Below are 14476 nucleotides of genomic sequence, written 5' to 3'. Positions count from 1 at the left end.
CGTGTCCATGAGTACACAGCCCTTCGAACTGGGTGTCACCACCTTCGTCGAGACGTATCCGGACCCGCAGACGAACCTGACCACCTCTCACGGAGATCGTCTGCGTCAAGTAGTGGAAGAAGCGCAGCAGGCCGAAGCGGTCGGGCTCGACATCTACGGCGTCGGTGAACATCACCGTGAGGACTTCGCGGCGTCGTCGCCCGCTGTCGTACTCGGCGTCATCGCCGGGTCGACGCGCGAGATCCGTCTCACGAGCGCGGTCACCGTTCTCAGTTCCGACGATCCCGTCCGCGTGTTCCAGGATTTCGCGACGCTCGACCAGATGTCGTCCGGACGTGCGGAGATCATCGCCGGTCGCGGTTCGTTCGTCGAATCGTTCCCGCTCTTCGGGTACGACCTCGCCGACTACGACGAACTGTTCGCCGAGAAGCTCGACCTGCTCGTGGCCATCCGCGATTCCGAGCGAGTGACGTGGTCCGGTACGCACCGAAGTGCGCTGGTCGATCATGCGGTCTATCCGCGGCCGTTCCAGAATCCGCTGCCGGTGTGGGTCGGCGTCGGTGGCAATCCCGAATCCGTGATTCGTGCGGCGTCGTACGGCCTGCCCATGGCACTCGCGATCATCGGTGGCGAGCCCGCACGGTTCGCTCCCTTCGCCGATCTGCATCGTCAGGCGCTGACCGAGTACGGCATGAACCCGGCACCGATCGCCGTTCACGCGCACGGTTACGTCGGCGACGACACCGAATCCGCGGCCGACGAGTTCTTTCCTCCCTATCGAGTCGCGATGTCGCACATCGGCCGCGAGCGCGGATGGGGGCCGATCTCGAGGGCGTCGTTCGACGCCTCTCGCTCACCGGACGGATCGCTGTTCATCGGCGACCCCGACGTCGTGGCCGACAAGATCGTGCGCACGGCGCAGGAACTCGGACTGGAACGCTTCATGCTGCACATCAGCGTCGGGACACTTCCGCACGAGAAGGTGCTGCGCGCGATCGAATTGCTCGGTAAGGAAGTTGCGCCGCGTGTGCGCGACGCGATGGCGGGATTTTCGCTGGAGGCGTAGCGCCGTCGGCGATTCTGGCGAACCTAGACCTTGAGTGCTGGCACTCGCGTGTATAGAGTGCTAGTCAGCGCTGAGCGAAGTCCCGGCACCCGCGACGACGGGAACGAGCACAGAGCCGTCGAAGTAGAAGACAGATACAGCAGTTCGGGGATCCGACCCCGAACGCGTACCCCGTACCCAATGGAGGGCTCAACGTGGCGAGCGTGAAAATCAAGCCGCTCGAGGACAAGATCCTCGTCCAGGCCAACGAGGCCGAGACGACGACCGCCTCTGGTCTGGTCATCCCCGACACAGCCAAGGAAAAGCCTCAGGAAGGCACCGTCGTCGCCGTCGGCGAAGGCCGTGTCACCGAGAAGGGCAACCGCATCCCGGTCGACGTCAAAGAAGGCGACACCGTCATCTACAGCAAGTACGGCGGCACCGAGATCAAGTACGCCGGCGAGGAGTACCTGATCCTGTCGGCACGCGACGTGCTGGCTGTCATCGCCAAGTAAGCCTCACGCCTTCCGCCCCGGAGCCCGACTCACTCGGTCCCGGGGCGGACTGCGTTCACGTACTTTCCTCCTCGAAGGAGTTGCCCCAAGAGATGTCCAAGCAAATCGAATTCAACGAGAACGCGCGCCGCGCTCTCGAGCGTGGCGTCGACAAGCTCGCCGACGCCGTCAAGGTGACGCTCGGCCCGCGTGGACGGCACGTCGTACTGGCCAAGGCATTCGGTGGCCCGACGGTGACCAACGACGGCGTCTCGATCGCTCGCGAGGTCGAACTGGAAGATCCGTTCGAGAACCTCGGCGCGCAGCTGGTCAAGAGCGTCGCAACGAAGACCAACGACGTCGCCGGTGACGGAACGACGACCGCGACCGTGCTCGCGCAGGCTCTCGTCCGCGGCGGTCTGAAGAACATCGCGGCGGGCGCGAACCCGATCGCACTCGGCTCCGGCATCGCGAAGGCAGCCGACAAGGTTGCCGAGGCGCTTCTCGCCGCGTCGACACCCGTCGACGGCAAGGAAGCGATCGCGCAGGTCGCCACCGTGTCGTCGCGCGATCCCGAGATCGGCGAGCTCGTCGGCGAGGCGCTCACCCGCGTCGGCGCGGACGGCGTCGTCACGGTCGAGGAGTCGTCGACTCTGAGCACCGAACTGGCCGTCACCGAGGGCGTGCAGTTCGACAAGGGCTACCTGTCGCCGTACTTCGTCACCGACGTCGACGCACAGCAGGCAGTCCTCGAAGACGCCTTCGTGCTGCTGTACCGCGAGAAGATCACGTCGCTTCCCGACTTCCTTCCGCTGCTCGAGAAGGTCGCCGAGAGCGGCAAGCCGTTGCTGATCATCGCCGAGGACACCGAAGGCGAAGTTCTGTCGACGCTCGTCGTCAACTCGATCCGCAAGACGATCAAGGCCGTCGCCGTGAAGGCGCCGTTCTTCGGCGACCGTCGCAAGGCGTTCCTCGACGACCTCGCCGTCGTCACCGCCGGTACGGTCATCACGTCCGATGTCGGCCTCAGCCTGAAGGAAGCCGGTCTCGAGCTTCTCGGCAAGGCACGTCGCGTCGTCGTCACCAAGGACGAGACCACCATCGTCGACGGTGCGGGCACGCAGGACGACATCGACGCTCGCGTCGGTCAGTTGCGTCGCGAGATCGAAGCCACCGATTCCGAGTGGGACCGCGAGAAGCTCGAAGAGCGCCTCGCGAAGCTGTCCGGCGGCGTCGCCGTCATCAAGGTCGGCGCTGCCACCGAGACCGAGCTGAAGGAACGCAAGTTCCGTGTCGAGGACGCGGTCAGCGCAGCCAAGGCTGCTGTCGAGGAAGGAATCGTCCCCGGTGGCGGTACCGCCCTGACACAGGCTGCTCTGACGCTCGCAGACAACCTCGGGCTGTCGGGCGACGAGGCCACCGGTGTCGCCGTGGTCCGCGACGCACTCAACGCGCCGCTGTTCTGGATCGCGACCAACGCGGGCATCGACGGGTCCGTCGTCGTCTCCAAGGTTGCCGAGCTGGGTGCAGGGCACGGCTTCAACGCAGCGACGCTCACCTACGGTGACCTGCTCGCCGACGGTGTCGTCGACCCGGTCAAGGTGACGCGTTCCGCCGTCGTCAACGCTGCTTCCGTCGCACGCATGATCCTCACGACGGAGAGCGCCGTCGTCGAGAAGCCTGCCGACGAGGAAGAGCCGGCTGCCGGCCACGGTCACAGCCACTGATCGACTCGTAGCACGCAGAACGGCCCCCTTCCGAACCCGGAAGGGGGCCGTTCTGCGTGTTCACTGTCGATGGCTGCGCCGTCGCTGCCACACGTACGCGACGCGTGCGGCTGCTCGAAGCGCCGACGGTATGCGTCGGGCCGAGGCGAGAACAGCACGATCCACGGCCGTGAGTCGCGGGCGTCGGCGCGGGACCGGGGTGGCGACGTCGGCCGTCAACGCATGGAGAGGCCATCGGCCGGGAACGCCTTTCAGGGTGTGCGTACCTCGTTCGGTGTAGGTGAGGCCGGAACCATCCGTGAGGTCGCGGACCGTACCGGAGACGAGGACTTCACCCGGCCCGGCCAGCGCGCCGATGCGTGCGCCGGTGTGCACGGTCATTCCGGTGAGGTCGGATCCGCTGCGCTCGAGAGCGCCCGAATGCACGCCCGCGCGGACCTCCACGCCGAGGTTCCGGCCGTCACGGCAGACGGTCTCGGCGCAGCGCACTGCCTCGGTCGGCCCGTCGAAGACGCTGAACGTGCCTTCACCGGTCACGTTGACCAACCGGCCGCCCGCAGTGTCCACGGCCAAGCGGACATCGCGCTCGTGTGCCGAGCGCAGGTCTCGATAGTCGTGGTCACCGAGCGTCGCGAGCAGTGAGGTCGAGTCGACGATGTCGGTGAACAGGACGCAGCCGAGAAAGCGATCGATGTCGACCGGCCGAGCGTCCTCCCGTGCGAGCACCGCCTCGACGTTCTCGAGAACCGGCAGCCATGCTTCGCCGAGCGCTGCGCCGGGTTCGGCGGTCGGGAGGACATGCAGCGTCGCGCCGGGGATTGCGTCGGCTATCCGCTGTGCGACGGACTGCGGACGCGGCGACGCGGCAGGGTGAAGAACGCGGGTGGTGCACTGTACCGACCCGAGAACGTCCCACAGGTTCTGCCGCAGAACCCATTCGAGGTGTGCGACTGCTACCGACGGAGCTGCGGTCGTCCGTTCGAGCAGTCCCATCAATGTGCGATTCAAGGGAGTGTCGATCGACGGGTCCCAAACCTCGAGTATGCGTCCCGACCCCCAATCCGCGTACACGTTCCGCCAGTGCGCAACATAGCCGGCGAGGTCGTGTTCTTCCCATCCCGGCGGGACGCTGCCGTCGTCACGGTCGAGTCCTTCGATCATCGGCTGGTGCAGGACGAGTCCGGACACCCGTTCTGGATGCCGCGCGGCCACCAGAAGCAACGGGCCGCACGTACTCGCGGTTCCCAGTAGCACGGCGGAGTCGACGCAGGCGGCGTCCATGACTGCGAGAACATCGTCTGCCTGTTCGTCGAGGGTGGGGATGCGCTCGACGGATTCAGACAGGCCGAGTCCGCGACGCAGGAGATTGACACTGCGAGACAGTCTCGCGGTGCGCTCGAAGAGGTAGCGGAGGTGGGGATCGGTCCACATCAAGTCAGGATGCAATCCGATTTCGAAATAGAGCACAACGGCTCTGTCGCCGGCACCCGCGGTCTGATAGGCCAACGCGTGACCGCCGCGCTGGATGTACCGCGTCGTCGGCGCGTCCATGCCGCCAGGGTAGTTGCCGGTTTCGACGGGTGGGAAGCCCGAAAGCATAACGACCCGGCCCGCACATGCGGACCGGGTCGTCGAATCGTTACGGGTCAGCCGACCGCGACCGATTCCTCGGCCGGGGTGCTGGTGCGGATCAGGTGGTCGAACGCGCCGAGAGCGGCGGTCGCGCCCGATCCGGCGGCGACGATGATCTGCTTGTACGGGGCCGTGGTGCAGTCACCGGCCGCGAACACACCGGGCACCGACGTGCGAGCGTGATCGTCGACGACGATCTCCCCGCGAGGAGTGAGATCCACGCTGCCGGAAAGCCATTCGGTGTTGGGGAGCAGACCGATCTGGACGAACACGCCGTCGAGAGCGACCGAGTGAGAGGTGTCGGTGGTCCGATCGGTGAAGGCCAGACCGGTGACCTTGGCGCCGTCGCCGATGACCTCGGTGCTCAGCGTGCTGAGCAGAATGTCGACGTTCGGCAGGCTGCGGAGCTTGCGCTGCAGCACGTCGTCGGCGCGCAACTGGCTGTCGAACTCGACGAGGGTCACGTGTTCGACGATGCCCGCGAGGTCGATGGCGGCCTCGACGCCGGAGTTACCGCCACCGATGACCGCGACGCGCTTGCCCTTGAACAGCGGGCCGTCGCAGTGCGGGCAGTACGTGACGCCCTTGTTGCGGTACTCGGTCTCGCCGGGGACGTTCATCGAACGCCAGCGGGCACCGGTGGACAGGATGACGCTGCGCGAGAGCAGGCGTGCACCGCTTTCGAGTTCGATCTCGACGAGGCCCTGCTCGGTGGCCGCGGGGGTGAGCTTCGTGGCGTTCTGGACGTTCATGATGTCGACGTCGTACTGACGAACGTGGTTCTCCAGCTCGGCTGCGAACTTGGGACCTTCGGTGTAGGCGACGGACGCGAAGTTCTCGATGCCCATCGTGTCCAGCACCTGTCCGCCGAAGCGTTCGGCGACGACACCGGTGCGAATTCCCTTGCGGGCGGCGTAGATCGCCGCGGTCGCTCCTGCAGGGCCTCCGCCGACGACGAGGACGTCGAAGGGGTCCTTCTCGGAGATCGCGGTCGCGGTGCGCTCGGCGGAGCCGGTGTCGAGCTTGCCGACGATCTGTTCGAGAGTCATGCGTCCGGATCCGAACGGCTCACCGTTGAGGAACACCGACGGCACGGCCATGACGCCGCGATCGTCGACCTCGTCCTGGAACAGGGCGCCGTCGATCGCGATGTGCTTGACGTTCGCGTTGAGAACGGCCATCACGTTCAGCGCCTGCACGACGTCGGGGCAGTTCTGGCACGACAGCGAGAAGTAGGTCTCGAAGTAGAAGTCGCCCTCGAGGTCTCGCACCTGAGCGAGCAGAGCGGCGTCCTCCTTGGAGGGGTGTCCACCGACCTGCAGCAGCGCGAGCACGAGTGATGTGAATTCGTGACCGAGGGGGATGCCGGCGAACTGGACCTCGATGTCGGTGCCGACGCGACGGATAGCGAACGACGGACGTCGAGGATCGGTGCCGGTGCGCGAGTGGGTGACCGACTCGGACAGGCCGGCGATCTGGTCGAGCAAGTCTCCGAGTTCGACGGACTTGGGCTTGTCGTCGAGCGAGGACACCAGCTCGATGGGCTGAGTGACCTTCTCCAGCAACGACTTCAGTTGAGTGGCGAGGGCGGCTTCGAGCACGAGTGTTACTCCTGTAGTTGAAAGGGCGGTCACTTCGGTCGGCGAACTTCTCGGCTCGAGCCGAGCGATCCGAACAGGGAAGATGCGGACGGCACGGGACGAACGCCCCGTGCCGCCGCATGCTTGCTGTCGCGTGGATCAGATCTTGCCGACGAGCTCCAGCGACGGGGCCAGGGTGTCTTCGCCCTCTTCCCACTTCGCGGGGCAGACCTCGCCCGGGTGCGAGCGAACGTACTGCGCGGCCTTGACCTTGCGGAGCAGCTCGGCAGCGTTGCGGCCGATGCCTTCTGCGGTGACCTCGGTGAACTGGACGACGCCGTCCGGGTCGACGAGGAAGGTGCCGCGGTCTGCGAGGCCCTGCTCTTCGCGGAGCACCTCGAAGTCGGTGCTGATCTTCAGAGTCGGGTCACCGATCATCGTGTACTTGATCTTGCCGATGGTGTCGGACGACGCGTGCCACGCCTTGTGCGTGAAGTGCGTGTCGGTGGAGACGGAGAACACCTCGACGCCGAGGCGCTGCAGTTCTTCGTGGTGATCGGCGAGATCGCCCAATTCGGTGGGGCACACGAACGTGAAATCGGCCGGGTAGAAGAAGAAGATGGCCCACTTGCCCGTGATGTCCTCGTTCGAAACGGTCACGAACGCACCGTCTTTGAAGGCCTCCGCGGTGAAGGGCTTGATCTTCTTGTTGATGAGCGACATGTACAGCCTCATTCGTTCTCGGTTGTTGGTGTGTCGGTTTTCGACCCTAACGACCGAAGATTGATCGCACCAATCGATGATCCCGCCATCTTCGATAGCGCCCGGCTATAAACCCTGCAATCGGTTTCTGGAACCGTTCAAATCAGGGTGGTATGTGAGCGAACCCATAGTCGAACACCGAGTGGCCGGACGAAAACGGCCCCCTTCCGTGAAGAAGGGGGCCGTCTCGGTGGTCGATCGGTTGTGCGCCTGGCTCGTCTAGACCGCGATGCGGCGGCGCGCGTGCCGTGCGTGCATCTCGCGCTCGGTCTCCGACATTCCGCCCCAGATGCCGTAGGGCTCGGCGACACTCAGTGCGTGCGTTCGGCACTGAGCCAGTACGGGGCAGGTGCGGCACATCTCCTTGGCGCGCATCTCGCGCTGTGCGCGGGCGCGTCCGCGTTCACCGTCGGGATGGAAGAACATCGACGAGTCGACTCCACGGCACACGCCGTGCATCTGCCAATCCCAGATGTCGGCGTTGGGCCCAGGGAGGTGGTTCGGCTGTGGCATAAGAACTCCTAGGGTGTTGTGCTTGCCTCGTGTGGAGCAGCCGCACCTCGGTGTGGTGCCGCTGACGCCTCATGAGCCGCAGGGGCCGTTTCTGCTGTCGTGATTCGCGAGAGACTTCTCGAATCTCTGTCGAACGGAAACAACGTTATGTTGGGCGGCGAAATGACGTCAATGCCGCGCGAACGTGGCCATTTCCATAGGCGAACTCGATAAATTAACGCGCCGGACATTTACTTCGCGACGATTTCGTGCGTGCGTTTCGTGTTGAAAAAGTCGTGGAGTCGCGAGACCATGGGTGCGTTCTCGATGGGATCGGGCACCTGTCACGTCGGCGCTGACGATATCGACGCTGCTTGTGTTTCCGCTGCTCGTCGCCGTTATCTCGCGGTCGGGCGACGCCGCGTTCCCCGCATGCGATCTCCACGCGACGCGGTGGAAACCGTCCTGTCGTCGATAAGCGACCGCGCGAGACTCGAACCGAAGCCGGTCCTTTTCGGGGCAGTGCGACGTCGGCGATTAACCTGACGGCCACATGAATGTCAGAAAATGCTCATCTGCGCGTAACTCGCGCTTTTTGTTAATTCCATGAAACAAAGCGTGAAACGGCCGGACAATCTCGGCGAAGCAGTCGATTCGACCGGATACCGGGTACGGACCGACCGCGATGGCCGGTATCGGGCGAAGGGCGCAGTACTGTTGCCGACGTGACAGGTGCGGCAGTGGCATTGCGAGACGCCGCGTGGGGGCACGCTCCAGGTGCGTGGCCGTTGCCGTCGGCCCGAACGCCGTCCCAACGATGGAACCGTGCCGTGGCACTCGGCGGCCAAGGGCGATACAGCCAGGCAGCTGCGGAACTCGACGCGCTCGAACGCGTCGGGCGGACCGACGACGCCCTTGCCTCACTCGCATCGTCGACGCGTGCGTCGTGGCTGCGCCAGGTCGGCCGGCACGCGGATGCCGCACGCCACGACGGGTCCGCTCTCGCTCGCGTGGGTCTGCCGCGGGAGCCGTCGTCGCTCCTCGTTCTGGAAGCGCGCTGCGACGCGTTGACCGGACTCGCCGCCGACGCACTCGGGTCCGGGGGCTTCGCCCGTGCCGCCGTGCTGCTGGCGAGGTCCAGGCAAGTCCTGGGCGACGCCGAATCCGACGGCCTGTGGCGGTGTCGATTGCGGGAGCTCTGGGTGTCCGCCGAACTCGCGATGATGTCGGGCGACGGGCCCGCCGCCGTCCGGCACGCGTTCGACGCGCGCGACCGTGCCTCCGATACCGATTCGTTACGTCACAGGGTGAAGACCGATCTGATAGTGGCCGCGGCCCTGAGTTCCGCGGGCGAGGTTCGGACGGCGGTGGACGTTGCGAGGGCGGTGCTCGAGGCCTGCTCGGAGCACGGGCTCGTTCCCTTGGCGTGGGCGTCGGCGATGCTGCTGTGCGGTCTCGGTGAGGTAACGCCTGCGCAGTCGATCGTGGCGGAGAGCCGGGCGGTTCTCGCGCACCGCGGTGGCTTCGTCGCTGCTTCGTGAGATCGCGGACCGCATGGTTCGATCCGGGAGCGGCGAGGTCGCTATCCTTACAAGGTTCCACCTGGGGTGGATACGCCTGTCGAAGGCCGACGGCGTCGCTGTAACGCGGGGATTCCTTGAGCGATGAACAACACGGGTGAGGAGTTGGACTCCTTCGTCGCTGCCGCAGCGCAGGGCGAGCGTGCCGCACTCTCCCGGGTACTGGAAATAATCCGTCCACTCGTCGTGCGGTACTGCCGCGCGCGAGTCGGGTCCGCCGAGCGTGGTCAGCTCTCGGCGGACGACGTTGCGCAGGAGGTCTGCTTGGCAGTCATGACCGCCCTGCCGCGGTACCAGGATCAAGGTCGGCCGTTCATGGCATTCGTATACGGAATTGCCGCTCACAAGGTCGCAGATGCGCATCGAAGCGCGTCGCGTAACAAATCGGACCCGGCCGCCGAAGTACCAGATGTCGTGTCCACGGAACACGGTCCCGAGCAGCGTGCTCTGGAGTCCGAGTCGAGTAGACAGATGACCGCATTGCTGGACACTCTCCCGGCGAAGCATCGAGAGATTCTCGTGCTTCGTTTGATCGTCGGACTGTCGGCGGAGGAGACAGCAGCCGCGGTGGGCAGTACTGCAGGTGCCATCCGCGTGGCTCAACACCGAGCCATCGCGAAGTTGAAGAACGAAGTCGTGAAGGCGGGTGAAATGTATGGCTAGGAACAACGGCCGCGATGGCATTCCCCGTATCGGTCGACCCGACGGGTCGGCTGCCACTCCCGCCGACAGCGCGTACGCGGACTCGGCGTCGGAGACGGGTCCCGTGGACATCGCGTCGGTACGCCGGGACGACGAGTTCATCGAAGCCATTCGTGGCGACGGCCCCATCGCCACCGACAATGCCGACGAGTACCAGCTCGCGTTGCTGCTCGCGGGCTGGCGAGCCGAGGTCACGACACCGGCTCTACCTACCGGCCCCTCGCTCGATGACGTCGCTGCCGCGGTGGACGAAGAGATCCGTGCCGCTGGACTGAACCGCAAGGCTCGATCGCGGACCCGTTCCGGATTGCTGCGACCGGTCGCCGGAGCAGCCGCCGCGATCGCCGTGGTTCTCGGTGGGCTCGTGGTCTTCTCGTACAACTCTGCGCCGGGCGATCCGCTGTGGAGCGTCAAGTCGGTCGTCTTCTCGCAGCAGGCGGATTCCACTGTCGCACAGATCGATACGACGTCGAAGCTGTCTCAGGCGGAGGAGCTGATCGCTGCCGGTGACGTCGACGGTGCACGCGCGCTGCTCGACGGCGCATCGCAGACCAGCGGCGGTGTCATCGACCCGAACCAGAAGTCGGATCTGGAGATCTGGTTGCAGCGACTCAACGAGCAGTTGCAGGCGCTGATCCCGACGTTCCCGCCCGTACCGCCCGTGCAGACGGTGATCCCGCAGCTGCCGTCGCCCGATGTGCTGCAGTCTCCGATTCTGCCGGGGATTCCGACGACGTCGGTCCCGGCTGTTCCGCCCGTGGTGACGTCGACCGGTCAGGTACCGCCGACGGACACCAGCGGTCCGATCAGCCAGGAGCCGTCGCTGCCTCAGGTCACGCAGACCACTGTGCCGCCTGTTCCGACGATTCTGAACGAGCCGAGCCCGACCACGGCGTCGGCGAGCGGATCCACCGGTGCCGATGTCTCGTCGCCGCGTATCGACACCTCTCAGAACGGCGGCTGATCAGCCGACCCAGAGCTCGACACACGAAGAAGCCCGGCTCCGAACATCGGAGCCGGGCTTCTTCGTGTCCGAAGTGCTAGTTCTCGAAGCCGTCGCCCTGCAGCGCGTCGTTCATCGACGCGTCGGCGTAGCCGCGGCAGTAGTCCCACGTGACGTACGCGTCAGGGACGGGGTCGTAGGCGGGCTCGTGGGGACGGACGGTGCCGTCCACGAGCAGCTGCAGCAGGTTGGCTCGCAGCATGTCCCAGTCGTGATAGTGGTCCTGCTGGCAGTCCTCGCAGCACACGACGAGGCCGCGAATGCCTCGGTGGCCCAGGAGTGCCTCGTAGACGGCGAGGTCGGCAAGATCCTCCTCGACGGCGAGCCGCTCCTGAGGATCCAGCGGCTGGCCCGGCTCGATGGCATCGAGGGCGGCCGAGGGGTCGGCTGGGTCTCCGGCGAAGGGGTCCGGCGGTAGACCTGGAGGCAATTGATCGCGCACGCCTCCACGGTACGCAGGATCGGTGGGTATGCGCCAGCTGTTCGGCTCCCGCGCGAGAATATCCGGGACGTCGGCAAGGGTTCCGGGTGCATGCAGCGGCGTGCCCGGTGCGCGTTCACGCTGGCACATCGGAGCCGATACCATGGACCGAGGCGCCGCGCGCCCGCGTCCATGTTTCGATCCCGCACTGTCTCCATCCGTTCTCGAACACGCCTATCTCTGGTGCCGCCGTCCGTGCGCCCGAGAGGCACCCGGCTCTAGGGAGGGCCAGATTTAGATGAGTAGTTCCGGAGCCCATGTCCGTACCGGTGGCGACGACCCCAACAAGGTCGCCATGCTCGGTCTCACGTTCGACGACGTTCTGCTGCTTCCTGCTGCGTCGGATCTGATTCCCAGCGCGGTCGACACGTCCAGCCAGCTCACCAAGGAGATCCGGCTGCGGGTTCCGCTGGTCTCGTCCGCGATGGACACCGTCACCGAGGCGCGAATGGCCATCGCGATGGCGCGTGCAGGCGGCATGGGAGTCCTGCACCGCAACCTGTCGCTGCAGGATCAGGCGTCCCAGGTGGAGACGGTCAAGCGCTCCGAGGCCGGCATGGTCACCGACCCGGTCACCTGCAAGCCGACCGACACGCTTGCCGAGGTCGACGCCATGTGCGCCCGCTTCCGCATCTCGGGCCTCCCCGTCACCGACGAGACCGGTGCGCTCGTCGGCATCATCACCAACCGCGACATGCGCTTCGAGGTCGACCAGAACCGTCGCGTTGCCGATGTGATGACGAAGGCACCGCTCATCACGGCGCAGGAAGGCGTCACCGCCGAAGCGGCGCTCGGTCTGCTGCGTCGCCACAAGATCGAGAAGCTTCCCATCGTCGACGGCCAGGGAGCTCTCACCGGGCTCATCACGGTCAAGGACTTCGTCAAGACCGAGCAGCACCCGAACGCCACCAAGGACCGTGACGGCCGACTGCTCGTCGGTGCCGCGGTAGGCGTCGGACAGGACGCGTGGGCGCGTTCGATGGCGCTGGCCGACGCGGGCGTCGACGTCCTCATCGTCGACACTGCACACGGGCACAACTCGGGCGTGCTCGAGATGGTCAGCAAGCTCAAGTCCGAGGTGGGCGAGCGCGTGCAGGTCGTCGGCGGCAACGTCGCGACCCGTGCGGGCGCACTGGCGCTCGTCGAGGCAGGGGCCGATGCGGTCAAGGTCGGCGTCGGACCCGGCTCGATCTGCACCACCCGAGTCGTCGCAGGCGTCGGCGCGCCGCAGATCACGGCCATCCTCGAGGCCGTCGCAGCCTGCAAGCCGCACGGCGTTCCCGTCATCGCCGACGGCGGCCTTCAGTTCTCCGGCGACATCGCGAAGGCACTCGCAGCGGGCGCGTCGACGGCCATGCTCGGCTCGCTGCTCGCGGGTACCGCCGAATCGCCCGGTGAATTGATCCTCGTCGGTGGCAAGCAGTTCAAGAGCTACCGCGGCATGGGTTCGCTCGGTGCGATGCAGGGACGTGGCGCCGCCAAGTCCTACTCGAAGGACCGCTACTTCCAGGACGACGTGCTGGCCGAGGACAAGCTGGTGCCCGAGGGCATCGAAGGCCGGGTTCCCTACCGGGGTCCGCTGTCGCAGGTCATTCACCAGCTGACCGGTGGTCTGCGTGCTGCGATGGGGTACACCGGGTCGACGTCGATCGAGCAGCTGCAGGAGGCGCAGTTCGTGCAGATCACGGCGGCCGGTCTGAAGGAAAGCCACCCGCACGACATCACCATGACCGCGGAAGCGCCGAACTACACCACGCGCTGACCCGACCGGCCAGAAACAGTTCCCGAACCTCTCGAGAAAGGGGCGCGCGTGCGCGACCTCGTTGAAATCGGCATGGGCAGAGCAGCCCGGCGTACCTACCAGCTCGACGACATCGACATCGTGCCCTCGCGTCGTACTCGTTCGTCGAAGGAGGTGTCGACGGCGTGGCAGCTCGACGCGTACCGGTTCGACATTCCGGTGATGGCGCATCCGACCGACGCGCTGGTCTCGCCCGAGTTCGCCATCGAACTGGGTAAGCACGGTGGCCTCGGTGTCATCAACGGCGAAGGGCTGTGGGGTCGGCACGCCGACGTTCAGGCGAAGCTCGACGAGCTGGTGGCCATCGCGGAGAACGAGTTCGACGCCGACGCGCCGGTGAAGTTCCTGCAGAAGCTGCACGCGGCACCGCTGCAGCCGGATCTGCTGGCTGCCGCCGTCGCACAGGTGCGTGACGCCGGAGTGACGGTTGCGGTTCGAGTGAGCCCACAGAGCGCGGCGAGCCTGACGCCCGCGCTGGTGGCGGCCGGAATCGACCTGCTGGTCATCCAGGGCACCATCATCTCCGCCGAGCACGTCGCGCACGGCGACGAGACGCCGCTGAACCTGAAGACGTTCATCGCCGATCTCGACGTTCCGGTCATCGCGGGCGGCGTCAGCGACCACCGCACCGCGTTGCACCTCATGCGTACCGGTGCAGCGGGCGTCATCGTCGGGTACGGATCCGTCGAGGGCGGCACCACCACCGGCGAGGTGCTCGGAATCGGCGTACCGATGGCGACGGCCATCGCCGACGCCGCAGCTGCACGTCGCGACTACCTCGACGAGACCGGCGGACGTTACGTCCACGTCATCGCCGACGGCGACATCGTTTCCTCGGGCGACCTCGCGAAGGCGATCGCCTGCGGCGCCGACGCCGCTGTGCTCGGCGCGCCGCTCGCCGTTGCCGCCGAAGCTCCCGGCGGTGGCTGGTACTGGCCGTCGGCGGCAGCGCACCCGTCGATGCCGCGTGGCGCCCTCCTGCCGGTCGCGGCAGGCGACCGTCCAAGTCTCGACCAGGTGCTGCATGGGCCGTCGAACGATCCGTACGGTTCCATCAACCTGGTCGGCGGCCTCCGTCGGTCCATGGCGAAGTCGGGCTACTCGGACCTCAAGGAGTTCCAGAAGGTCGGACTTAACGTTCGGGCGTAGGTAGTGTGCCGCAGCTACACGAAAAGCG

13 protein-coding genes are annotated in these 14476 nt (G+C 66.1%); 8 read left to right on the top strand and 5 right to left on the bottom strand.

The annotated features are described in order from the left end of the window. Positions 1 to 7: 7 nt before the first annotated feature. The 3 genes from DK926_RS20035 to groL all read left to right on the top strand — a co-directional run bounded on the left by DK926_RS20035 (position 8) and on the right by groL (position 3266). Positions 8 to 1066, top strand: coding sequence for an LLM class flavin-dependent oxidoreductase (locus tag DK926_RS20035; RefSeq protein ID WP_114331886.1), 1059 nt, complete (start codon positions 8 to 10; stop codon positions 1064 to 1066). 194 nt (positions 1067 to 1260) lie between these two features. After that, on the top strand, positions 1261 to 1560 hold the full coding sequence (gene groES, locus DK926_RS20030; protein ID WP_008718149.1) for a co-chaperone GroES: 300 nt from the start codon (positions 1261 to 1263) through the stop codon (positions 1558 to 1560). Between the two features lie 92 nt (positions 1561 to 1652). Next, positions 1653 to 3266 carry a chaperonin GroEL gene (gene groL / locus DK926_RS20025; RefSeq protein ID WP_114331885.1) on the top strand — a complete coding sequence of 538 codons (1614 nt, stop codon included), beginning with the start codon at positions 1653 to 1655 and terminating at the stop codon, positions 3264 to 3266. Positions 3267 to 3326: 60 nt separating this feature from the next. On the opposite strand, the gene DK926_RS20020 is transcribed toward groL, so the two are convergent. The 4 genes from DK926_RS20020 to DK926_RS20005 all read right to left on the bottom strand — a co-directional run bounded on the left by DK926_RS20020 (position 3327) and on the right by DK926_RS20005 (position 7753). Continuing rightward, a complete protein-coding gene (locus DK926_RS20020) occupies positions 3327 to 4817 on the bottom strand; it encodes an adenylate/guanylate cyclase domain-containing protein (protein WP_114331920.1) in 1491 nt (496 codons plus the stop codon). Positions 4818 to 4912: 95 nt separating this feature from the next. Continuing rightward, positions 4913 to 6499: an alkyl hydroperoxide reductase subunit F gene (gene ahpF, locus DK926_RS20015; protein ID WP_068432172.1), complete on the bottom strand. Its 1587-nt coding sequence runs from the start codon at positions 6497 to 6499 to the stop codon at positions 4913 to 4915. 138 nt (positions 6500 to 6637) lie between these two features. After that, on the bottom strand, positions 6638 to 7201 hold the full coding sequence (ahpC, locus tag DK926_RS20010; protein WP_068432471.1) for an alkyl hydroperoxide reductase subunit C: 564 nt from the start codon (positions 7199 to 7201) through the stop codon (positions 6638 to 6640). Positions 7202 to 7459: 258 nt separating this feature from the next. After that, a complete protein-coding gene (locus tag DK926_RS20005) occupies positions 7460 to 7753 on the bottom strand; it encodes a WhiB family transcriptional regulator (RefSeq protein ID WP_068432169.1) in 294 nt (97 codons plus the stop codon). Positions 7754 to 8457: 704 nt separating this feature from the next. Between DK926_RS20005 and DK926_RS20000 the strand changes: the two genes are divergently transcribed. From DK926_RS20000 to DK926_RS19990, 3 genes are all read left to right on the top strand, one after another. After that, positions 8458 to 9273 (top strand): hypothetical protein, encoded by an 816-nt coding sequence (locus tag DK926_RS20000; RefSeq protein ID WP_243636919.1) that lies wholly within the window; start codon positions 8458 to 8460, stop codon positions 9271 to 9273. A gap of 123 nt (positions 9274 to 9396) precedes the next feature. Further along, complete coding sequence (locus DK926_RS19995) at positions 9397 to 9975, top strand: sigma-70 family RNA polymerase sigma factor (RefSeq protein ID WP_068432163.1); 579 nt, start codon at positions 9397 to 9399, stop codon at positions 9973 to 9975. After that, a complete protein-coding gene (locus DK926_RS19990; RefSeq protein ID WP_114331884.1) occupies positions 9968 to 10978 on the top strand; it encodes an anti-sigma-D factor RsdA in 1011 nt (336 codons plus the stop codon). Before DK926_RS19995 ends, DK926_RS19990 begins: the two co-directional genes overlap by 8 nt. A 76-nt stretch (positions 10979 to 11054) precedes the next feature. On the opposite strand, the gene DK926_RS19985 is transcribed toward DK926_RS19990, so the two are convergent. Beyond that, the gene (locus DK926_RS19985; RefSeq protein ID WP_068432470.1) at positions 11055 to 11459 is read right to left on the bottom strand and encodes a DUF5319 domain-containing protein; all 405 of its coding nucleotides are present in this window, start codon (positions 11457 to 11459) and stop codon (positions 11055 to 11057) included. Positions 11460 to 11736: 277 nt separating this feature from the next. Between DK926_RS19985 and guaB the strand changes: the two genes are divergently transcribed. Both guaB and DK926_RS19975 read left to right on the top strand, forming a co-directional pair. Continuing rightward, complete coding sequence (gene guaB / locus DK926_RS19980; protein ID WP_165839629.1) at positions 11737 to 13260, top strand: IMP dehydrogenase; 1524 nt, start codon at positions 11737 to 11739, stop codon at positions 13258 to 13260. Between the two features lie 48 nt (positions 13261 to 13308). Further along, positions 13309 to 14448, top strand: coding sequence for a GuaB3 family IMP dehydrogenase-related protein (locus DK926_RS19975; RefSeq protein ID WP_068432156.1), 1140 nt, complete (start codon positions 13309 to 13311; stop codon positions 14446 to 14448). Positions 14449 to 14476: the final 28 nt, after the last annotated feature.

The organism is Rhodococcus sp. Eu-32 (assembly GCF_003336925.1).
Taxonomy (GTDB): Bacteria; Actinomycetota; Actinomycetes; order Mycobacteriales; family Mycobacteriaceae; genus Rhodococcoides; species Rhodococcoides kyotonensis_B.
The sequence above is the reverse complement of the archived record's forward strand: the minus strand, read 5'-3'. Positions and strand labels throughout refer to the sequence as shown.

Excerpts from the sequence above, each read along its gene's own strand:
- guaB (WP_165839629.1), top strand. The coding sequence starts at position 11,737 with ATGAGTAGTTCCGGAGCCCATGTCCGTACCGGTGGCGACGACCCCAAC.
- ahpC (WP_068432471.1), bottom strand. The coding sequence starts at position 7,201 with ATGTCGCTCATCAACAAGAAGATCAAGCCCTTCACCGCGGAGGCCTTC.
- DK926_RS20035 (WP_114331886.1), top strand. The coding sequence starts at position 8 with ATGAGTACACAGCCCTTCGAACTGGGTGTCACCACCTTCGTCGAGACG.
- DK926_RS20020 (WP_114331920.1), bottom strand. The coding sequence starts at position 4,817 with ATGGACGCGCCGACGACGCGGTACATCCAGCGCGGCGGTCACGCGTTG.
- groL (WP_114331885.1), top strand. The coding sequence starts at position 1,653 with ATGTCCAAGCAAATCGAATTCAACGAGAACGCGCGCCGCGCTCTCGAG.
- DK926_RS19995 (WP_068432163.1), top strand. The coding sequence starts at position 9,397 with ATGAACAACACGGGTGAGGAGTTGGACTCCTTCGTCGCTGCCGCAGCG.
- DK926_RS19990 (WP_114331884.1), top strand. The coding sequence starts at position 9,968 with ATGGCTAGGAACAACGGCCGCGATGGCATTCCCCGTATCGGTCGACCC.
- DK926_RS20005 (WP_068432169.1), bottom strand. The coding sequence starts at position 7,753 with ATGCCACAGCCGAACCACCTCCCTGGGCCCAACGCCGACATCTGGGAT.